Below are 19,435 nucleotides of genomic sequence, written 5' to 3'. Positions count from 1 at the left end.
CTATATACGACAGATTAGCAGCTGGAGACGAGAAAAAATGAGAAACGGGGCTCCCTGGGGAGCCCCGTCGTCAGGAGGGACAGGTTTCTGTAGCCAGAAACGCGAATTCAGTCACTTACCTTCAACACCACCTTGCCCGTGGCGGTACGACCAGTCAGGGCATCCAGGGCATTGACGTAGTCCTCAAAGGCGAACACTTCGCTGACCTTGGGTTTGATCTTGCCCTCGGCGTGCATCTGGAACAGTTCCTTCATGTTCTGCACGTGATTCTGCGGCTCTTTCTGGGTGAAGGCTCCCCAGAACACGCCCACTACGGAGCAGCTCTTGAGCAGGGTCAGGTTGGCGGGAATCTTGGGAATATCGCCGGCGGCGAAGCCGATGATCAGGTGACGGCCATTCCAGGCCATGGCCCGCAGGGCCTGCTCGGTGAAGTCGCCGCCCACGGGATCGTAGATCACGTCAACGCCCTTGCCGCCGGTCATTTCCTTGATCACGTCTTTCAGGGGCTTGTCGGTATTGCTGTAGTTGAGCAGTTCGTCAGCGCCGGCTTCCTTCGCCACCTGCAGCTTCGCGTCAGTGCTTGCGGCCGCGATCACGTGCGCGCCCATGGCCTTGCCCAGCTCGACAGCCGCCAGGCCCACACCGCCGCTGGCACCCAGCACCAACAGACTTTCACCGGGCTGGATGTTGGCCCGCTGCTTGAGGGCGTGATAGGAGGTGCCATACACCATGGTAAAGGCGGCACCTTCCTCGTTGCTCATGCCTTCAGCCAGGGGCAGCAGGCGGTTTTCTTCCACCAGCATTTCTTCGGCAAAGGCACCGTAACCGGTCATGCCGATTACCCGGTCACCAACCTTGAAGCGGGTCACCTTGTCGCCAACCGCAACCACTTCACCGGCCATTTCGCCACCCGGGGAGAAAGGCATCTCCGGTTTGATCTGGTATTTACCCTCAATGATCAGGGTATCCGGGAAGTTCAGGCCTGCCGCCTTGACGCGAACCTTGACCTGGTTGCCAGAGGGTTCCGGGCATTCGATGTCCTCGATCACCAGCTTTTCCGCCGGGCCATACTCCTTGCAGAGAATTGCACGCATTCTGTTGCTCCGATCCTGTATCAGGGTATTGATGTTGTTGGTTGGTGCCCCAGCCTCCCACAAAAGGTTCGGAACGGGCCACCGGCAATAACCGATCAAGCTACCCCGACACAAGTCATGAATCAAATAAAGATAGCTTATGGAGCCACATCATCGTGATTGATCGGGACGAAGCTATGGCAACAACAAGGTACCCCCAGCGACCAGGGCCACCACCAGAGTCGCCGCCGCGAAGACCAGCCCCCTGCGCGCACCAGGCGTCAAAACACTGTCATCCCCGGATTTTGCGGCACCTGCCCCGTGGCTTATCAACCGGTCGCCGCTGCTGCTGTCACGGATTACAGCAATCATTTCCTCGCACAGGTTGCGGTCGAAGCGGTCGGGTTCGAAATGGTCCATACCCTGCCCCTCCAGCATACGCTGCACATCATCCGCCTGGGGGACATACTTCATGGACCAGTGCTCGAAGGTACGTTGCTGCAGCGGTTCATCGAGCAACGTCTTGATGTGGCGATGGCGGTCATCCTTGCGGATGCGATCGTATACCGCCCTGACCTCATCCTCTTCGCCTTCAAGATACTGGAAGAACCGGTGATTACCGTAGTAGAGACCACCAACCACGGCCTGCCTGGCATTGTTGCGCCTTGAGGCAAGCAGAATCCTGGCCACGTGTGGCTCCACGCCGGATTGGTCCGTGCCGGGTTTGAACGTAGCCTCGCTGGCGTAGGCCAATCGGATCAGAGACATCATGAAACTCCTGAATGAAGGCAAATCTGCATCTATCAGATACAGATTTTACGGCCAACTGGATCAGTTCCCGCCCGGCACTCCGGTAGTCGCCGGATGAATCCTGACCGAAAATCGGCTATTCTTCGCGCTCCGTTCACTCCCTGTCCTGACCTGCCCTATGCCCGACATCATCTATCTGCTGGAAATGATCGGCGTTGTTGCCTTTGCCATATCCGGCATGATCGTCGCGCAGCAGAAAAACATGGACCCTGTGGGGGTGTTCACCATTGGTTTCGTTGCCGCCCTGGGCGGCGGCACATTGCGGGACCTGATGATGGACAACCACCCACTGTACTGGATCAAGCACCAGGAGCAGCCGATCCTGATCCTGGTGATGGCGCTGGTGTTCAGCTATGCCGGGCTGGGCAAGCGCATCCGCGAATCACGCATTGTGTTCCCGGACGCCATCGGCCTGGGGATCTTTTCCATTCTGGGGGCACAACTGGCACTGGACCTGGAGCATTCCTGGTTTATCGCATCGCTGCTGGGCGTGATGACCGGCACCTTCGGCGGGGCCCTGCGGGACACGCTGTGTAACGAGGTGCCTTTCATCTTCCGCAAGGACCAGATCTACGCGTCTATATCCTTTGCCGGTTGCTGGCTGTATTTCGTTTGCCAGTGGCTGCTCGAGAGCGAGACCCTGGCACTGACCATCGGCCTGCTGTTCATTGTGATCGTCCGCATGGCCGCCGTGCGCTTTGATATCCGGTTGCAACGGGACAGCCACCACTGACAGGCTTACACTTGGCCCGGTTCTCTCATGGTCTGACCTGACGGCCTGAGGTATCATTACGCCCCTTTAACGTTTGCACTCAACCTGAACGCATCGAGGCCTCCCCCCATGCTCGAAAAACTCTTCCAGCTGCAGGCTCACGGCACCACCGTCAAGCGTGAGATCATCGCCGGAATTACCACCTTCCTGACCATGGCCTATATCGTGGTGGTCAATCCGTCCATCCTGTCCAACACCGGCATGGACTTCGGTGCCGTCTTCGTAGCCACCTGTATTGCCGCCGTGATCGGCACCCTGATCATGGGACTCTGGGCCAACTACCCCATTGCCCTGGCACCGGGGATGGGGCTGAATGCCTTTTTCTCGTTCACCGTGGTGGGCAGCATGGGCTACAGCTGGCAGGTGGCCCTGGGGGCCGTATTCCTGTCCGGCATGATTTTCTTCCTGCTGAGCATCCTCAAGGTACGGGAATGGATCATCAACAGCATTCCGCTGTCGCTGCGTTTCGGTATCTCCGCCGGCATCGGGTTCTTCCTGGCGCTGATTGCCCTCAAGAACGCCGGCATTGTGGTGGACAACCCCGCCACCCTGGTGGGCATGGGCGAGGTCAAGACACCGGAAGCAGTACTGTTTTTCCTCGGCTTTGTCGCCATCTGCGCCATGGCCTACCGGCAGATTACCGGCGCGGTGATGATCGGCATTCTGGCGATCACCGTGATTGCCATGGCACTCGGTATGGTGGAGTACCAGGGTCTGGTGTCCGCACCGCCCAGCCTGGCCCCCACTTTTCTGCAGCTGGACATCGCCGGCGCCTTCAATGTGGGCATGATTTCGGTGATCTTCGCGTTCCTGTTTGTGGATCTGTTTGATACCTCCGGCACACTGATCGGTTCCGCCCAGCGTGGCGGCCTGCTGGACAAGGATGGCAAACTGCCGCGCCTGGGCCGGGCGCTGATGTCCGACTCGGTGGCCACCATGTCCGGGGCGGCCCTGGGCACCTCTACCACCACCAGCTATGTGGAATCCACCGCCGGGATTACCGCCGGTGGCCGCACCGGGCTGACCGCCGTGGTCGTCGCGATTCTGTTCCTGGCCTGCCTGCTGTTCGCCCCCATTGCCAGCGTGATTCCTGCCTATGCCACCGCCCCGGCCCTGCTCTACGTGGCCGTGCTGATGGCCGGTGGCCTCAAGCTGATCGACTGGGACGATGTCACCGACGCAGCGCCAGCCGTGGTCACCGCCCTGGTCATGCCGCTGACCTTTTCCATTGCCGATGGCATCGCTGCCGGGTTCATCACCTATGCTGCCGTCAAGGCGCTGAGCGGGCGCTGGTCCGACCTGAATGCCAGCGTGTCGGTGATCGCCGTCGTTTTTGTTCTCAAATTCATCTTCCTTGACGCCTGAGCCGTCACCGGAGCCCCGCTATGGACTACTTTGCCGACAGCATCAAGAAAGCCATCCGCACGGTACCAGACTGACCCAAACCGGGCGTGGCGTTTCGCGATATCACCACGGTGCTGCAGGACCGCACCGCCTTCCGCAAACTGGTGGATGCGTTTGTTCACCGCTATCATGATCAAAAGATCGACGCCGTAGCCGCCATCGATGCCCGTGGCTTTATTATCGGATCGCCCCTGGCCTACGAGCTCAACGCCGGGCTGGTGCTGGTGCGCAAGAAGGGCAAACTGCCCTTCGACACACTGGTGGAAGACTACGAGCTGGAATACGGCACTGCGTCAGTTGAATTGCACAAGGACGCCTTCAAACCGGGAGATAAGGTAGTACTGGTGGATGACCTGATTGCCACCGGTGGCACCATGCTCGCCGCAAGTCGCCTGATTCGTCAGATTGGCGCCGAGATCGTGGAAGTCTCCGCGATGATCGACCTGCCGGATCTGGGCGGTTCCCGCAAGCTGCGGGATGAGGGGCTTAACGTTTATACCGTCTGTCAGTTCGAGGGCGACTGATACTGACCGGAGGATCCATGGGTTACCAGCACCAGTGGCAGGATGGCCGCCCCGTTGAGTGGCCCCTTGGCAAGGTGGTGTGCGTCGGCCGCAACTACGCCGAACACGCCGCCGAACTGAACAACCCGATTCCCGACCAGCCGCTGCTGTTCATGAAACCAGCCACGGCCGCCGTGCCACTCACCGCCCCCCTGCACCTGCCAACCGGAGAGGGAGAGGTCCATTACGAGGCAGAGCTGGCCGTACTCATCGGCAAGCCGTTGCGCCATGCCAGCGAAAGCGCGGTCCGCGAGGCCATCGCCGGCATCGGTCTGGCCCTTGACCTGACCCTCCGCGACCTGCAGTCGGAACTCAAAGCCAAAGGCCATCCCTGGGAGCGCGCCAAAGCCTTTGACGGCGCCTGCCCGCTGTCCGCGTTCGTACCATTCAAGCAGGGGGATGACTTCGGCAAGCTCTCGTTCTCCCTGTCCATTGACGGCCAGATTCGTCAGCGCGGCCACACCGGCAATATGATCACCCCGGTGCTGACGCTGATTGCCTACGCCTCGGAAACCTTCACCCTCCAGCCAGGCGATGTGGTGTTAACGGGTACCCCCGCCGGCGTCGGCGAACTGCATTCCGGTCAACGCCTGGAGCTTGAGCTGGAAGGCCGGCTGCATGTGGAAACCAGCGTGGAGTGAAAGCCGCCAAGGAGACAGCATGACGGTCAAACGTATGGATAACGTCGGCATCGTGGTGGAAGATATTGATGCCGCCGTCGAGTTTTTCACCGAACTCGGCCTTACTCTTGAAGGCCGCATGCCGATCGAAGACGAATGGGCCGGCCGTGTCACCGGAATACGCGGCCAGCGGGTCGAGATCGCCATGATGCGCACCCCTGACGGCCACAGCCGTATCGAGCTCTCGCGTTTCGACGCCCCCGCCGTCGCATCCGACCACCGCACAGCCCCGGTGAACTCGTTGGGGTACCTGCGCGTCATGTTTACAGTCGAAGACATCGACGACACCTTGGCCCGGCTCAGAAAGCTCGGTGCGACGCTGGTTGATGAAGTTGTGAATTACGAAGACATCTACCGGCTATGCTACATACGGGGTCCCGAAGGAATCCTCATCGGGCTTGCTCAACAGCTTGAACAGCAGAACTCGTGAATCCTGGTTCCAGTTAATTTTTCTGTCAGGGAGTGGCTCACCAGCCCGGGCCATCATAACGCTGCGAAAATGCTTCAACCATCGAGCCGCTCACACGCCTCAAGCACCCGGGTGAAGGGTGTTTCAGCCAGGGCGCCAAAGTGTGGGTGCTTACCGAGTCTGGCGCGGCTGGCTTTCGGGCTGGTGATACCGCACAGAAAACGCGCCAACTGGCGGGGCTGGGCAAGTGCCTGGTGCTGCTCGTTATTTACCGCTCGTACAATCTCCGGATCGACCGGACTGCTCTGGCGCGGCGGCAGCTCATGGCTCTGGCCCAGGCAGCCACTGCATCGGCCGCAGGGTTGTTGCAGGGTTTCGCCAAAATAGGCCATGAGCGGCTGTTGCAGGCAGCCTTGCGTCTGGGCCCAGTCACACACGCCATGAAGCCGGTCAATATCCCGCTCTTCCCGCTCACGGAACAGCCTGGCCATGTGGTCAATCAGTCCGTCCATATCCGCCGGCACCCGCACCAGGCGATAGCCCTGCCGCAGGCCAGCCACTTTCAGCTCGACCATGTCCTGCTGCTCCAGGTAGTTCAGCGCGTTGATGATTCTGGATTGTTTCTCCCCCAGCAGCTCTGCCGCTTCGCTGGGTTTGATGGTCAGCCAGACGCGCCCTGCCTTGCCGGTGGCGAAAAGGCGCTGGAGAAACTCCGCCCTCGCCGGGTCAAAACTGGCCAGAACCTCACTCTCGGGCCTGGTGAAGCCGATTTTGTACTCGGTGTAAAAAGGCGCCGTGGCAGCGAGAATGCCTTCCAGTTCCAGATAGGTCAGCAGGGTATTGAGCACCAGCGGCCGCACGTCGAACTGCTGCGAAAGCTCATAACCCGACAGGTCAAAATGCTCCGGCTGGTCGCAGAGCCAGTGCACCAACCCGGCAAGCGCTTCAGGATCGGGGGTATCGCCGTAGGTGAAATTCTCCAGCACGGTGAGGTCGTCGCGACAGGCCAGCAGCTGGCACCGGGAGTCGCCGCCATCGCGCCCGGCACGGCCGATTTCCTGCATGTAGTTTTCCAGCGATTTGGGCAGGTTGTAGTGATAGATCGCCCGTATATCCGACTTGTCGATGCCCATACCGAACGCAATGGTTGCCACCACGATGGGGGTTGCGCCACTCATGAAGGCGTCCTGGGTAGCGCTGCGCTCTTCGTCCTTCAACCCGGCGTGGTATGGCCGGGCGCTGTAGCCCTGCTCGTTCAGAAAGTTGGCCACCGAGTGTGCCGTTTTCTGCAGGGTCACATAGATAATCGAGGGTTCCGCCGGCCGGCTGCTGATCAGTTCCAGCAGTCGCTCACGGCGCTGGTTTGCCGAGCATGGCGTTACGCCGATCTGAAGGTTCGGCCGGTAGAAACCGGTCTGGATATGATCCTGTGGTGCAATGCCGAAATTCGTACAGATCTGCTCAGCCACCTTCGGTGTGGCGGTCGCGGTCAGGGCCAGCACCCGCCCCACATTCAGGCTGTCCGCCAAGCGGGCCAGCTTCAGGTAGTCGGGGCGGAAATTGTGGCCCCACTCGGACACGCAGTGAGCTTCATCCACAGCCATCAGGCTGATCTTCTGGCCTGCCAGGCGGGTGAGGAAACGCTCATTGGCCAGCCGCTCAGGTGCTACGTACAACAACTTGAGATCGCCCTGCTCCATGGACTGGTATATTGTCTGGACCTCCTCCAGGGTACGGCTCGAATCCAGGCGAGCAGCGGGCACCCCCAGGGCATTCAGGGAATCGACCTGGTCCTTCATCAGGGCGATGAGCGGCGACACCACCAGCGTCAGGCCGTCGAACATCAGCGCAGGCAGCTGATAGCACAGGCTTTTGCCACCGCCGGTGGGGAAAATCGCCAGGGCAGAGCGACCCTGTAAAAGCGTGGTGATCACCGCCTCCTGGCCCGGCCGAAACTGTTGGAGCCCGAAGGTTTGCCGCAGGAGTTCGTTAGCGCTGTCCATGGCATTGGTTCCCTGTGAGTGGATGGCGGCACATTGTAACGCGGAAGTCGTGCTGGTGCCGCTGGGACGGACGGGCCAAAGAGCGTACACTCGATAACACGAATATCCTCGCCGCGTAGCCGCCCTATGTCGAAAAAACCTGTCACGTCCCGCAGAGGTCGCTTTCTGAAACTTGCCGGTATGACCGCCTCGGTGGCGGGGCAGTATGCCGGCCAGCGTGCACGTCGCGTATTCGGCCGCGAATCGGACGAACAGCGCTCGCTGCAGTATGCCCGCATGGCCGATGAAATTGTCGATACCCTGGGTGAGCTCAAGGGTGCGGTGATGAAGGTGGGCCAGGTGGCCTCGCAGACCCAGGACTTCCTGCCGAAAGAGTTCTCCGACGCCCTGCAGCGTCTGCAGAAAGAAGCGCCCCCCATGCCCTTTGAGGTTATCCGCCAGCAGGTTGAGGCGGAACTTGGCGCCCCGGTGGACGAGCTGTTCGACGAACTCCGTGAGGAACCCTACGCCGCCGCTTCCATTGGCCAGGTCCACCGGGCTCGCCTGAAGGATGGTACCGAGGTCATCGTGAAGGTCCAGTATCCGGGCGTGGACGAATCCTGCGACTCGGACCTCAAGCAGCTACGCATGGCATTGCGCTTTGGCGGGTTACTGCGGATGCCCAGGGAAAGTGCCGACCGGCTGTTCGACGAAATCCGTGCACGCCTCAAGGAGGAGCTGGACTACGAGAACGAAGCCTCCAACCTCCGGCGGTTCCGCGACTACCATCAGCGCCACCCCTGGGTGATCATCCCGCGGGTGATCGACAGCCATTCAACGCGGCATGTACTGACGCTGGAACTGGCGGAAGGCGACCACCTGCGCCAGGTCACCCCGGAGCGCTACAGTCAGGACACCATCAACCTGCTGGGTGAGCGGTTGTTCGTAACCATGGCGGATGAGCTGTTCGACTTCCAGTGCATTCACGGCGACCCCCACGCCGGGAACTTTGCTTTCCGGCCGGATGGCACCCTGATTCTGTACGACTTCGGCTGCGTGAAGTCGTTGCGACCGTCTGTGGTCGCCCATTACCGGCAGGCGCTGATTGCCGCACTGGATGAAAATTACGAAGCCCTGGACCGGCATCTGATCGACCTGGGCGCCCGCGTGGCGGAAAAACCGGCGATTACCCCCGACTACTACGCCATGTGGCGTAACCTGCTGATCGAGCCCTTCGATGGCGACGAGCCCTACGATTTCGGCCGTTCCGATCTGCACCAGCAGATCGCCGCCCACACTCACACAGTATTCCGCTACCTGGACCGCCTGCAGCCTGCCGTGGACAGTATGTTCATTGACCGCATGGTGGCGGGGCACTACTGGATCCTGAAGCAGTTGGGGGTGCAGGCCGCCTTCCGTGTTCACCTGGAAAGTTACCTTCGAGACGAACCCGCCACCCTGTCAGACTGAGTTCAGGCCGGACCTGGCTTCAGAAGCTCCGCACCGTATTGATATGCCGGTCCTTGAGGTAGCGCTTGGCCTCACCCACCTGATCCCTGTCGCGAGCATGAATGGTGACCATGTAATAGCCCTTGCGCAGCGCGGACGAGGAGCGCGCCACATAGGCGGTATGATCCGGCCTCAGCGTGTAAACGCCACCTAACAGGAGCCCCACGACTCCTCCAAAGACCGCAAACAGGGCGCCCGCCCAGAGCAGATTCTGCACCACGAACGGAAGGCCTGACGCCGCCAGCACGGAGAACAACAGCAAACCACCCGCAGCGCCGGCCAGGCCGAGCCAGATGTGGGAGCGTATGGCGGTGTGCATGATGCCCTGGTCCTCCGGCTCCATCCTGGATCCCTTGTGATTGTCGTCGGGGCTGATGATGCGAACCTGCCCCCGGCTCAGGCTGGTCTGATTACAGAGGTCAGCAGCGACCTTCTCGGCTTCCGTGGCGGTGCCGCATTGCGCTGCCAACTTGTGATCGAGGATTTCTCCGGATATATGCATGGACGTTTTCATTTCAGCCTCCCAGAGAGTGCGTGCTCCACAGCGACCATTTCACGGGGTCGTGTGGCCAGTCTAGCCAAGTAGACCCGGCTCCGGTGGAGAACTAACAATGTTTAATGTGGCGGCCATCTGGCACTGGAGGGGAAGGGAGATGATCAACAAACGCCGGTCAGAGAGACGAAATCAGCGCGCCATCAGGTCCCGGACCCAGCGGGGCACGCCCTCGCTGGCCGGCTCCCGCCATATGCGGGCGCGGGTCATGGCGGGCACTTCGCCGGGGTCTATTACAGTGACCGGCACGTCAAAATCAGCCAGCTCCACCAGCCCGGCGGCGGGATAGACCTGAAGAGACGTGCCCACAATCAGCAACTGATCAGCCATCGGCACGATCTCGGCCGCCGCCTCGATCATCGGCACCGCCTCACCGAACCATACGACGTGGGGTCGTAGCTGGCTGCCCTGCTCGCAGGTATCACCCAGGCGGATCTCGTCATAGCCCAGGTGATAGATCAGGTCCGGCACCTTCGAACTGCGGACCTTGGTGAGCTCGCCGTGCAGGTGCACCACATTGCTGGAGCCGGCCCGTTCGTGGAGGTCGTCCACGTTCTGGGTAATCACCGTTACCCGGTGGCTCTGCTCGAGCTCCGCCAGGGCACTGTGGGCAGCGTTGGGCTCGACAGAGCCCAGCTGCCGGCGGCGCTGGTTGTAGAAATCCAGCACCAGCTCCGGGTTACGGGCGAAGGCCTCGGGGGTGGCCACATCCTCGATGCTGTACCTTTCCCAGAGACCGCCACTGTCACGAAAGGTGGAAAGGCCACTCTCGGCACTGATGCCGGCGCCGGTCAGTACCACCACATGATCTTTCATAAGGCCTCCGTCTGTTGGTTACAGGTCGAAGATCTTGCCCGGATTCATGATACCGTTGGGGTCGAAAACCTGTTTGATGCCCCTCAGGTAGGCGATCTCCGCCGGACTGCGGGTGTATTGCAGGTAGTCCTTCTTGACCATGCCCACACCGTGCTCGGCGGAGATGCTGCCCCGGTGGCGCTGGACGATATCGAAGACCCACTTGTTCACCTGCTGACACTTGTCGAAGAATTCTTCTTTCGCCATGTCTTCCGGCTTGAGGATATTCAGGTGCAGGTTGCCATCCCCGATATGGCCAAACCAGATGATCTCGAAATCCGGATAGTGTTCGTTGACCACCTGATCGATCTCGGTAAGGAATTCCGGCACCTTCGATACCACGACTGAAATATCGTTCTTGTAGGGGGTGCGAGGGGCGATGGATTCGGAGATGCGCTCCCGCAACTGCCACAGGTTGTTGGCCTGGGTTTCACTCTGACTGATCACCCCGTCCAGCACCCAGCCGTTCTCGACACACTGCTCGAACAGCGCCATGGCATCGTCCATCACCTGGTCGGACACCGCTTCGAACTCCAGCAACGCGTAGTAGGGTGCCTCGGTGTCGAACGGTGCCTGCACCTGGCCGTGGGCCAGCACGTGCTGCATGGCCTGATGGGAGAAGAACTCGTAGGCGGTCAGGTCCACTGTCTTCAGGAAGGTCTGCAGCACATCCATGGTATTGGTGAGGTCAGCCAGCCCCAGCACCATCACCGTGAGGTTGGTGGGCTGCCGGGTCAGCTTCATGGTGGCCTCGGTGATAAAGCCCAGGGTGCCCTCGGCGCCGATAAACAGGTGGCGCAGGTCGTACCCGGTGTTGTTCTTCTCCAGATCCAGGTTCAGGTCGAGGATATCGCCCTTACCGGTGACCACTTTCAGCCCCGCCACCCAGTCACGACTCATGCCATAGCGGATCACCTTGATGCCACCGGCATTGGTGGACAGATTACCCCCCAGCTGGCTGGAACCGGCGGAGGCAAAATCCACCGGATAGAACAGACCATTGTCTTCGGCAAACGTCTGCAACTGCTCGGTGACCACGCCTGCCTGGCACCGCACGGTGCGATCACTGGGGCTGAAGTCAAGAATCCGGTTCATGTTGTCAAAGGCCAGCACCACTTCCCCATTGGCGGCCACCGCACCGGCGCTGAGGCCGGTACGCCCGCCGGATGGCACCAGCGCCACCCGGTTCTCGTTGGCGAACTTCACCACCGCCTGCACCTGCTCGGTGGTCTTTGGCAGTACAATGGCCAGCGGACGAGGCGCGTACTGTTTGGTCCAGTCCTTGCCATAGTTCTCCAGGTCGGCCGGATCGGTGAGGACCTTGCCGTCATCCACCAGGGTTTTCAGGGAAGCAATGATCTGTTCCGGTTTCATGGGTTGCTGGATCTCTCGGAAGAAGGGCCGGTGACCTGAACGGCTCTTGATTCAGGTGAACAGGCCAGCTGTGAAAATTTGTCGTTATGGTATCATACCGCCCCTGTTCTGTGAGCCCGCGCCAACATCGGCAACGGAAGGCACGGTGCTTCACGTCACGCAATAGAAGGTCTGGAAGCTTACCCATGTCAGAAAAGTCTCTCGAAAAGAGCAAGATCCGCATCCTGCTGCTGGAAGGTGTCCATCAGTCTGCGCTGGATACCCTCAATGCAGCCGGCTATACCAACATCGAATACCTGTCTCACTCCCTGGCGGAGGACGAGCTGATCGAGAAGATTGCCGACGCCCATTTCATCGGCATCCGTTCCCGTACCCAGCTGACGGAAAAGGTATTTGATGCAGCGAAAAAGCTGGTCGCGGTAGGCTGTTTCTGCATCGGGACCAACCAGGTGGACCTGCAGGCGGCCACCCGCCGCGGTGTCGCCGTCTTCAACGCCCCCTTCTCCAACACCCGCAGTGTGGCGGAACTGGTGCTGGCCCAGGCTATCCTGCTGCTGCGCGGTGTTCCCGAGAAAAATGCCCGCGCCCACCGTGGCAACTGGCAGAAATCGGCCAAGGACAGCTATGAAATCCGGGGCAAGAAGCTGGGCATCATCGGCTATGGCAACATCGGCACCCAGTTCTCCGTACTGGCTGAATCCCTGGGCATGGATGTTTACTTCTACGACGTGGTCTCCAAGCTGTCCATTGGCAACGCCAAACAGGTGGGCACCATGAAAGAGCTGCTGAACCTGGCGGACGTGGTCAGCCTGCACGTGCCGGAAACACCCTCCACCAAGTATATGTTCGGCGCCGACCAGTTTGCCCAGATGAAACCGGGCAGCATCCTGATGAACGCGTCCCGCGGTACCGTGGTGGATATTGACGCCCTGGCGGAAGCCCTGAGCAGCGGCAAATTGCTGGGTGCGGCCATTGATGTGTTCCCGGTGGAGCCCAAGTCCAACGACGAGGAATTCGTATCTCCGCTGCGGGAATTCGACAATGTCATCCTGACGCCCCACGTAGGCGGCTCCACCATGGAAGCCCAGGAGAACATCGGCAAGGAAGTGGCCGAGAAGCTGGCCATGTACAGCGACAACGGCACGTCCGTCTCGTCCGTCAACTTCCCGGAAGTGGCGCTGCCGTCACACCCGAACCAGCACCGCCTGCTGCACATTCACGAGAACGTGCCGGGCGTGATGTCCGAGATCAACCAGGTATTCTCCGAAAACGGCATCAACGTTTGCGGCCAGTACCTGCAGACCAAAGAAGAAATCGGCTATGTAGTGGTCGATGTGGACAAGGCCTACGGCGAGCTGGCCCTGGAGAAGCTGCGCACGGTGAAGGGGACTATCCGCTGCCGCGTGTTGTTTTAAAGACCAACTGAACAAGCTCGGGTGCCTTCTGACGCTGCACTTGTGTCCCTGAAACATCAGAAGGCGGACAGAGCTTTTCAAGGATTCCGGGCCCCACCTGGTCAGGTTGCGGGCCCGGCTTGCCTCAGAACAAACCGGGCTATACCCACTTCAGCCCTATGCCGACATCACCTCATCCCCTTCCCCGGCGTAGACTTCCGCAAACACCTCCTGGGGCAGGCGCGACGGTTGGGCCTGTTGTTTCTCTCGAACCTTCCTGCTCAGGCGCTTGAGTTCATCACTGGGCTTCGCCCATTCTGTTTCCGGTAGCGCTTCGGACCATTCCGCCATCTTCTCCGGCACGGCGCGGTGGGTCAGGGTTTTCACCTTGTTGGCCTCCCATTCCACCAGGCGGTTGGGAATCGTCCAGAAGGTCATGATGTGGTACAGGTACCAGCCGGCGAAATAGAAGATGCCGGCCTCGCCATCCCGGTACTGCTGGTGCAGGCGGGCGCGGGCATTGCGGAACACGTGGACACCTTCCCAGGGCGGGTCGTCCGGGCCCTGGAGGTCCAGCGGGTCCTGGATCTCTTTCAGGGTGTGTACCTCGTACTCCATATAGGCCCGGATCGCCTCCCAGTTGCTGATGGCCTGGGCCAGACCGTAGGTCTGGTACTCCAGGGTGTACTTCTCGCCGTTTTCCGGGTGGTAGAACCCGAAGCCAAAGCCATACTGGCGCTGAACACCGTATTCCGTCACGCCACGGGCCTCGGTGACCCAGGCCACCAGGTCCTCCCAGGGCACCACAATGGGCTCCTTCTCCCCCTTAGGCACAAAGCAGGCTTCCCGGCGCTGCCGGTGGAAGCGGGTAGGCACCTTGTACATTAGGTGACCATGGGCCTGCCAGCGGGGCAGGTACCCTAGAAACAATGCTCCAAGCCCACCAGCAACAGCGATCCACCACATATAATCGAATAGTTGCCAGAAGGCTTCAATCGCCCGAACCATACCGACCCCCTGGAGCAGGCCTATAACAGCAATGCCCAAGGGGGTAATAAATGCCAACATTATGAACACACCAAACGGCCCACCAAGTGTCGCCTGCCAACTGAAAGCCGAGGGCACCCCGGTACCAAATTCCAGGTAGGCATCGTTCACCTCGCCGATGGCGTGGGCATGGTCCACGGGGGGCAATCCGGTGGGCAAGGGCCTTGGCGAAAGAAACGTCAGTTTGCCGCTGGAAAACGGTTCCGTCCGGCCCGCCCGGGGCGGGATTTCCTGTGCATCGTTATGTTTGCTCATGGGTTATCCAGGCTCATCGTTGGGTCCGGCAGGTTTCGCCACTGGACGCTCCCCTTGGGTGTTTCGTCCGTTGGTGTTATCGGGTTGCCGCTATCCAGATAGATCTTTGGACCAGCCAACCGGCACCCAATTTGGCCCTATGCCGACATCACCTCATCCCCTTCCCCGGCGTAGACTTCCGCAAACACCTCCTGGGGCAGGCGCGACGGTTGGGCCTGTTGTTTCTCTCGAACTTTCTGGCTCAGGCGCTTGAGTTCATCACTGGGCTTCGCCCATTCTGTTTCCGGTAGCGCTTCGGACCATTCCGCCATCTTCTCCGGCACGGCGCGGTGGGTCAGGGTTTTCACCTTGTTGGCCTCCCATTCCACCAGACGGTTGGGAATCGTCCAGAAGGTCATCACGTGGTAGAGATACCAGCCGGCGAAATAGAAGATGCCGGCCTCCCCGTCCCGGTACTGCTGGTGCAGGCGGGCGCGGGCATTGCGGAACACGTGGACACCTTCCCAGGGCGGGTCGTCCGGGCCCTGGAGGTCCAGCGGGTCCTGGATCTCTTTCAGGGTGTGTACCTCGTACTCCATATAGGCCCGGATCGCCTCCCAGTTGCTGATAGCCTGGGCCAGGCCGTAGGTCTCGTACTCCAGGGTGTACTTCTCGCCGGTGTCAGGGTGGTAGAACCCGAAACCAAAACCGTACTGGTGCTGTACACCATATTCCGTCACGCCACGGGCCTCGGTGACCCAGGCCACCAGGTCTTCCCAGGGCACCACGATGGGCTCTTTCTCCCCCTTGGGCACAAAGCAGGCTTCCCGACGCTGGCGGTGGAAGCGAGTGGGGACCTTGTAGATCAGGTGGCCATGGGCCTGCCAACGGGGCAGATAACCCAGAAACAGTGCTCCAAGCCCACCTGCAACAGCGATCCACCAGCCGTAGTCAAACATATACCAGAATGTTTCAGTGGCCTTGGCAAGATCGTAGCCGTGAAGAATAGCCAGGGCCGCCGCAATCAGTGGAACAAGAAACGCCACCATAATGAACACACCAAACGGTAGGCCAAGCGTCACCTGCCAACTGAAAGCTGATGGCACCCCGGTACCGAATTCCAGGTAGGCATCGTTTACCTCCCCGATCGCATGGGCATGGTCCACAGGGGGTAAACCGGTGGGCAAGGGCCTTGGCGAAAGAAACGTCAGCTTCCCGCTGGGAAACGGTTCCGTCCGGCCCGCCCTCGGCGGGATGTCCTTCGAATCATTGGGCTTGCTCATAGGTTATCCAGGCTCATCGTTGGGTCCGACAGGTTTCGCCACTGGACGTTCCCCTGGGGTGTTTCGTCCGTCGGTGTCACCGGGTTGTCGCTGCCCCAGGACAATTTCAGCATGTATACATCTTCCGTAAACTCATCTTCCTTGATGCGCCTGCCCGATTTGACCATTAGTGCCAGGTCCCGGGTTCTCCTCATGTACTGGGTCCTCGTGTGTTCGGGCTCGGTGAAGGACAGTTGCAGGCTGCCTGCCCCTTCCACCAACTCCAGGCTTGCCAGCACGGCATCGGTACAGGGAACCCAGGTTTCCGGTGCAATGTGGAATTTGGAACGCAAGCCGGGCTGGATACGCCAGGCCGCGATGGCGATACGGTAGGGCGATTCGCCCCCAAGCCGCTCGGCCAGTGCATTGGGGGGTAACGCGTAGCAGTTCAGGGTGAGCCGCTTACTTCCGTTCTCCCCGCTTTCATGGGCCAGGTCAACGCTGCTGGATACGCTGGCCAGGGCTTCTTCATATTCTTCCAGGGTGCCGTCATGGATTTGCTCGGGTTCCGTGGACCAGGGCACTGTCAGCAACCACTTGTCCCGTTTGTCCAGGTTGTACCGGTTGTACAGCCAGGTGCCCGCCAGTTCGAACACCGTGAACGCAAGCCCAAACATGTTCAGGCGTCCAAATAGCGTGGACAGGCGGGTGCCAGCTGTGGCCCAGGCGGCCCCCCTGGCTACCTTACCCTGGGCCCTGAGCACCTGAACCCCCATACCTACGGTCCGGTAAAGACCATAGCCCTGTGACACTGCCAGCCCGCCAGAGCCCACCATACCCATCACGGCCCCCACCTGCGCGCCGGCATTTCCCCGTCGCACGGCTTCCTGCCACTTGGCTTGGTGCCCCATAAAGACCATGGCGGAACTCATGGCACCCGCCGCATAGGCAAAGCCACCTAACCACGCATGCAGCTTACCCATTCGGATATGCACTGTCTTCAGGGTGCTGCGTTGCCAGATATCAGCCAGGGCCTTGGCCCTTGCGCGATAAGCGGTATCCATAAGCCCCTGAGACGCCATTAAACCGGCCCCAAGGGTTGAAACCACAGCTCCAAAGAATTCCAGAGCCGCCTCCTCTCGCTTTGACTCATCGCCGAAGAAATCACTCGAAACGTGCCAAAGATTGACCGCCTGGGCCGCAAATACCACATACCCTAGGCCATCCCCAACCAGATTGACCTTGGGCGCAGTCACCACCCCCTTGCGGAAATGTTTCACCAATCGCCCGACTTCTTCCTGGGCTGCTGCCGGTGCGACAATTGACAGCCTCGCCCGCCCCTGGGCGCCCTCCTCGACCTGAATAGCGGGGGACGTCTCGTCAACCGGGCTCAGCGCGCCGGCTACCCGCTCGCCTATGGCACGGTGTTCCTTGCGCACCTCACTGAACTCGGCCCGCTTGGCTGAGGCCTCAGCGGATGTATGTCCATGATGTTGCTTGGCCAGTTTATATTCATGGCGAATGTCGGACAGCCGCTCCCTCAGCGCCAGCATCCGGGCGACATCCTCCCGGAACGCTGCCAGTTCCGCTTCCGAGGCGAACCGGAATTCGGCTTCGCCGGCTTCAATCGCCGCCAGCATGCGCTTCTTGAAGAAGAACGGAAGGTCCCGGAACAGCTCGTCCAGCTCCGGCATAGACTGGCGACCGATGCCGTCGTACAGCTTCTGGAGGGAGCGGGCCATGCCCATGGACACGGCGGGGGAGAGCACATCGCCAATGGCGTCCGCCTTCAGCTGGATATCCTCTGACAGTTTCTCCAGATCCGGCAGTCTGCCGGCCTCGGCGCTACGCAGCTTGTCGATCCACTGCTTCGCCTCGGTCGCCACGCTATACCCCGCCTTGGTAACCGAGGCATAGGTCTTGAGCAGTTCCCCATCCGGCGACTGATCGTCGATCGTCAGGGTCTGAAAGAGCGGGTGGGTGTACTGGGGGTGGCGCTCCATCCAGGCCAGGATATCGGCGCTGGCCTCGTCGGAACGGCCAATATCCTTCAGGCAGGCGTATTGCAGGTCAAGCGCCTTTTCGATCTGCTCCTGGTCATCGGCGTCAAAGTACCAGGTGGCCCGCTGCAGGCGGTTGCTACACAGCATGTCGACACGGTCTTCCGTGATCACGTCCAGTTGCGGCTGCCAGCGGGCCAGCCGGGCGCGCTGGTCCGCCATGAACTGGTCCATCTCGTCCCGTTTGATCAGGTCGTTGATGCCCCGATCCCCGAAGCCATCGCCCTCCAGGGTCTTTCTCAGGGCGGAGCGCTTCTGTTGCTCCAGTTCATAGAGGCCATCGATGTGATGCTCGACAAAATCCGGGTCCGCGCCCTCAAGCGCTTCCCGCAGGTACCACTTGCCGACAGCCGCCTTCATGGGCCCGTCCACTGCCGCATAGTTATAAGGATGGGCAGTGCGTTTAATGTTCACTATCTCTTGCCTGAGCTCAGGCGGCAAAGATTGATCATGGGGTGAGGGCAGAGACTCCTCGTCAAGCTGATTGAGGCCATCCAGCATTGCCGCCTCGGTTTCGGCGCGGGTCTCCGGGTCCATCGCATCCAGATCTTCCCGGAGGGCTCGGACGGCGGGGCTCTGGTTACTTTCCAGGAGGGCATCCAGGGTTTCCGCGGTCAGCACGGTCATCGACTCGATGAGGGCGCCCAGGACGTAGTTCCGTTCATTGTTCTCCTCGTTGGCCCACTGGTTCAGCCAGCCGACCACCGTGTCCTGGTGCCCGGCAAGATCAAGCATCACGCCAACATCATCCCGCATCACCAGGCACAGACAGTCGTCCGGGTCGTCCACGTTCTGCTGTTTCAGCAGTTTGCCCACCCGGGTCTTGTGGTAATAGGGCACGTTCTCCCAGGCGTAGGGGGTGGTTTCCTCCGGGTAGCCATCTTCCATGGGGTCGGGCTGGTAGTCCTCGGCGAACTCGGCGACCCATTGCCGTGCCTGCTTGACGGTCAGCAGGTGCTCGCCGCCGGATAGCGGGGAGCCGGCGCCAAGATTGACCCGCTGCATCCAGTGGTGCCGTTCGTCGGGGTTGTCAGTGATCTGGGCTTTCTTCCTCGCGGTCCACTGGGCGTCGGACTCGGAGAAGCAGACATAGAGCACGTGGTCCGAGGGGTATTCCATCGGGCCACCACTGAGTTCATTCTTCTCGTATTTGTATTCCTTCAGTTCGCCGGCGTCTTCATCGTAGATGTAGATAAAGCCGTCCCGGAGCATGCGATAGCCCAGGGGGCGGGACTTCAGGGAATAGGGCATGCCGGCCACGGAACCCGCCGGGGGTGTCTCCACACGCCCATAGCGCAGGGGCAGCAGGGTCACGGTGTGCAGCAACGGGCAGGTGGCTGGTGCATCGATGGGTGTGGCGGGCAGTTCCCAGCTTTTCAGGTCGCCGGAGTCCCGGTCATCCCCGGGGCGTGTCTTTGGTGCCATGGTTCATCCTTGAATCTGAAAGGTGGTTG

16 protein-coding genes are annotated in these 19,435 nt (G+C 60.5%); 7 read left to right on the top strand and 9 right to left on the bottom strand.

Going from position 1 to position 19,435, the window contains the following annotated elements:
- Positions 1 to 107: 107 nt before the first annotated feature.
- Together ACFOZ5_RS04395 and ACFOZ5_RS04390 are read right to left on the bottom strand one after the other, a co-directional pair.
- On the bottom strand, positions 108 to 1,094 hold the full coding sequence (locus tag ACFOZ5_RS04395; RefSeq protein WP_379885686.1) for an NADPH:quinone oxidoreductase family protein: 987 nt from the start codon (positions 1,092 to 1,094) through the stop codon (positions 108 to 110).
- A 174-nt stretch (positions 1,095 to 1,268) separates the two neighbouring features.
- The gene (locus ACFOZ5_RS04390) at positions 1,269 to 1,844 is read right to left on the bottom strand and encodes a BLUF domain-containing protein (RefSeq protein WP_379885685.1); all 576 of its coding nucleotides are present in this window, start codon (positions 1,842 to 1,844) and stop codon (positions 1,269 to 1,271) included.
- A gap of 157 nt (positions 1,845 to 2,001) precedes the next feature.
- On the opposite strand from ACFOZ5_RS04390, the gene ACFOZ5_RS04385 reads away from it, so the two are divergent.
- The 5 genes from ACFOZ5_RS04385 (at position 2,002) to ACFOZ5_RS04365 (ending at position 5,732) form a co-directional block, all read left to right on the top strand.
- Positions 2,002 to 2,616, top strand: a complete 615-nt coding sequence (locus tag ACFOZ5_RS04385; RefSeq protein ID WP_379885684.1) for a trimeric intracellular cation channel family protein — start codon at positions 2,002 to 2,004, stop codon at positions 2,614 to 2,616.
- A gap of 108 nt (positions 2,617 to 2,724) precedes the next feature.
- Positions 2,725 to 4,020 (top strand): NCS2 family permease, encoded by a 1,296-nt coding sequence (locus ACFOZ5_RS04380; protein WP_379885682.1) that lies wholly within the window; start codon positions 2,725 to 2,727, stop codon positions 4,018 to 4,020.
- 86 nt (positions 4,021 to 4,106) lie between these two features.
- Positions 4,107 to 4,583, top strand: coding sequence for an adenine phosphoribosyltransferase (locus ACFOZ5_RS04375; protein WP_379885680.1), 477 nt, complete (start codon positions 4,107 to 4,109; stop codon positions 4,581 to 4,583).
- A 17-nt stretch (positions 4,584 to 4,600) separates the two neighbouring features.
- Positions 4,601 to 5,263 carry a fumarylacetoacetate hydrolase family protein gene (locus tag ACFOZ5_RS04370; protein WP_379885679.1) on the top strand — a complete coding sequence of 221 codons (663 nt, stop codon included), beginning with the start codon at positions 4,601 to 4,603 and terminating at the stop codon, positions 5,261 to 5,263.
- A 19-nt stretch (positions 5,264 to 5,282) separates the two neighbouring features.
- Positions 5,283 to 5,732, top strand: coding sequence for a VOC family protein (locus ACFOZ5_RS04365; protein ID WP_379885677.1), 450 nt, complete (start codon positions 5,283 to 5,285; stop codon positions 5,730 to 5,732).
- Positions 5,733 to 5,806: 74 nt separating this feature from the next.
- Here ACFOZ5_RS04365 and ACFOZ5_RS04360 read toward each other — a convergent pair whose 3' ends face one another.
- A complete protein-coding gene (locus ACFOZ5_RS04360) occupies positions 5,807 to 7,714 on the bottom strand; it encodes a RecQ family ATP-dependent DNA helicase (protein ID WP_379885675.1) in 1,908 nt (635 codons plus the stop codon).
- A gap of 126 nt (positions 7,715 to 7,840) precedes the next feature.
- Between ACFOZ5_RS04360 and ACFOZ5_RS04355 the strand changes: the two genes are divergently transcribed.
- Positions 7,841 to 9,163: an ABC1 kinase family protein gene (locus tag ACFOZ5_RS04355; protein ID WP_379885674.1), complete on the top strand. Its 1,323-nt coding sequence runs from the start codon at positions 7,841 to 7,843 to the stop codon at positions 9,161 to 9,163.
- 19 nt (positions 9,164 to 9,182) lie between these two features.
- Here ACFOZ5_RS04355 and ACFOZ5_RS04350 read toward each other — a convergent pair whose 3' ends face one another.
- The 3 genes from ACFOZ5_RS04350 to ACFOZ5_RS04340 form a co-directional block, all read right to left on the bottom strand.
- Positions 9,183 to 9,716, bottom strand: coding sequence for a hypothetical protein (locus ACFOZ5_RS04350; RefSeq protein ID WP_379885672.1), 534 nt, complete (start codon positions 9,714 to 9,716; stop codon positions 9,183 to 9,185).
- Positions 9,717 to 9,887: 171 nt separating this feature from the next.
- The gene (locus ACFOZ5_RS04345) at positions 9,888 to 10,571 is read right to left on the bottom strand and encodes an SIR2 family NAD-dependent protein deacylase (RefSeq protein WP_379885670.1); all 684 of its coding nucleotides are present in this window, start codon (positions 10,569 to 10,571) and stop codon (positions 9,888 to 9,890) included.
- 18 nt (positions 10,572 to 10,589) lie between these two features.
- Positions 10,590 to 11,984, bottom strand: coding sequence for an FAD-binding oxidoreductase (locus ACFOZ5_RS04340; RefSeq protein ID WP_379885668.1), 1,395 nt, complete (start codon positions 11,982 to 11,984; stop codon positions 10,590 to 10,592).
- 185 nt (positions 11,985 to 12,169) lie between these two features.
- Here ACFOZ5_RS04340 and serA point away from each other — a divergent pair, with 185 nt between their 5' ends.
- A complete protein-coding gene (serA, locus tag ACFOZ5_RS04335; RefSeq protein ID WP_379885666.1) occupies positions 12,170 to 13,399 on the top strand; it encodes a phosphoglycerate dehydrogenase in 1,230 nt (409 codons plus the stop codon).
- A gap of 156 nt (positions 13,400 to 13,555) precedes the next feature.
- Here serA and ACFOZ5_RS04330 read toward each other — a convergent pair whose 3' ends face one another.
- The 3 genes from ACFOZ5_RS04330 to ACFOZ5_RS04320 all read right to left on the bottom strand — a co-directional run bounded on the left by ACFOZ5_RS04330 (position 13,556) and on the right by ACFOZ5_RS04320 (position 19,406).
- A complete protein-coding gene (locus ACFOZ5_RS04330; protein ID WP_379885665.1) occupies positions 13,556 to 14,680 on the bottom strand; it encodes a hypothetical protein in 1,125 nt (374 codons plus the stop codon).
- 137 nt (positions 14,681 to 14,817) lie between these two features.
- A complete protein-coding gene (locus ACFOZ5_RS04325; RefSeq protein ID WP_379885663.1) occupies positions 14,818 to 15,942 on the bottom strand; it encodes a hypothetical protein in 1,125 nt (374 codons plus the stop codon).
- On the bottom strand, positions 15,939 to 19,406 hold the full coding sequence (locus tag ACFOZ5_RS04320) for a toxin VasX (protein ID WP_379885662.1): 3,468 nt from the start codon (positions 19,404 to 19,406) through the stop codon (positions 15,939 to 15,941). The genes ACFOZ5_RS04325 and ACFOZ5_RS04320 overlap by 4 nt, the downstream gene beginning before the upstream one ends.
- Positions 19,407 to 19,435 lie beyond the last annotated feature (29 nt).

The sequence above is a fragment of the Marinobacter lacisalsi genome (genome assembly GCF_042651045.1).
Lineage (GTDB): Bacteria > Pseudomonadota > Gammaproteobacteria > Pseudomonadales > Oleiphilaceae > Marinobacter > Marinobacter lacisalsi.
Note: the sequence above shows the minus strand (reverse complement) of the source record. Positions and strands in the feature narration are given on the sequence as shown.

Excerpts from the sequence above, each read along its gene's own strand:
- ACFOZ5_RS04320 (WP_379885662.1), bottom strand. The coding sequence starts at position 19,406 with ATGGCACCAAAGACACGCCCCGGGGATGACCGGGACTCCGGCGACCTG.
- ACFOZ5_RS04385 (WP_379885684.1), top strand. The coding sequence starts at position 2,002 with ATGCCCGACATCATCTATCTGCTGGAAATGATCGGCGTTGTTGCCTTT.
- ACFOZ5_RS04380 (WP_379885682.1), top strand. The coding sequence starts at position 2,725 with ATGCTCGAAAAACTCTTCCAGCTGCAGGCTCACGGCACCACCGTCAAG.
- ACFOZ5_RS04365 (WP_379885677.1), top strand. The coding sequence starts at position 5,283 with ATGACGGTCAAACGTATGGATAACGTCGGCATCGTGGTGGAAGATATT.
- ACFOZ5_RS04340 (WP_379885668.1), bottom strand. The coding sequence starts at position 11,984 with ATGAAACCGGAACAGATCATTGCTTCCCTGAAAACCCTGGTGGATGAC.
- ACFOZ5_RS04345 (WP_379885670.1), bottom strand. The coding sequence starts at position 10,571 with ATGAAAGATCATGTGGTGGTACTGACCGGCGCCGGCATCAGTGCCGAG.
- ACFOZ5_RS04325 (WP_379885663.1), bottom strand. The coding sequence starts at position 15,942 with ATGAGCAAGCCCAATGATTCGAAGGACATCCCGCCGAGGGCGGGCCGG.
- ACFOZ5_RS04395 (WP_379885686.1), bottom strand. The coding sequence starts at position 1,094 with ATGCGTGCAATTCTCTGCAAGGAGTATGGCCCGGCGGAAAAGCTGGTG.
- ACFOZ5_RS04370 (WP_379885679.1), top strand. The coding sequence starts at position 4,601 with ATGGGTTACCAGCACCAGTGGCAGGATGGCCGCCCCGTTGAGTGGCCC.
- ACFOZ5_RS04330 (WP_379885665.1), bottom strand. The coding sequence starts at position 14,680 with ATGAGCAAACATAACGATGCACAGGAAATCCCGCCCCGGGCGGGCCGG.
- ACFOZ5_RS04360 (WP_379885675.1), bottom strand. The coding sequence starts at position 7,714 with ATGGACAGCGCTAACGAACTCCTGCGGCAAACCTTCGGGCTCCAACAG.
- ACFOZ5_RS04350 (WP_379885672.1), bottom strand. The coding sequence starts at position 9,716 with ATGAAAACGTCCATGCATATATCCGGAGAAATCCTCGATCACAAGTTG.
- ACFOZ5_RS04355 (WP_379885674.1), top strand. The coding sequence starts at position 7,841 with ATGTCGAAAAAACCTGTCACGTCCCGCAGAGGTCGCTTTCTGAAACTT.
- serA (WP_379885666.1), top strand. The coding sequence starts at position 12,170 with ATGTCAGAAAAGTCTCTCGAAAAGAGCAAGATCCGCATCCTGCTGCTG.
- ACFOZ5_RS04390 (WP_379885685.1), bottom strand. The coding sequence starts at position 1,844 with ATGATGTCTCTGATCCGATTGGCCTACGCCAGCGAGGCTACGTTCAAA.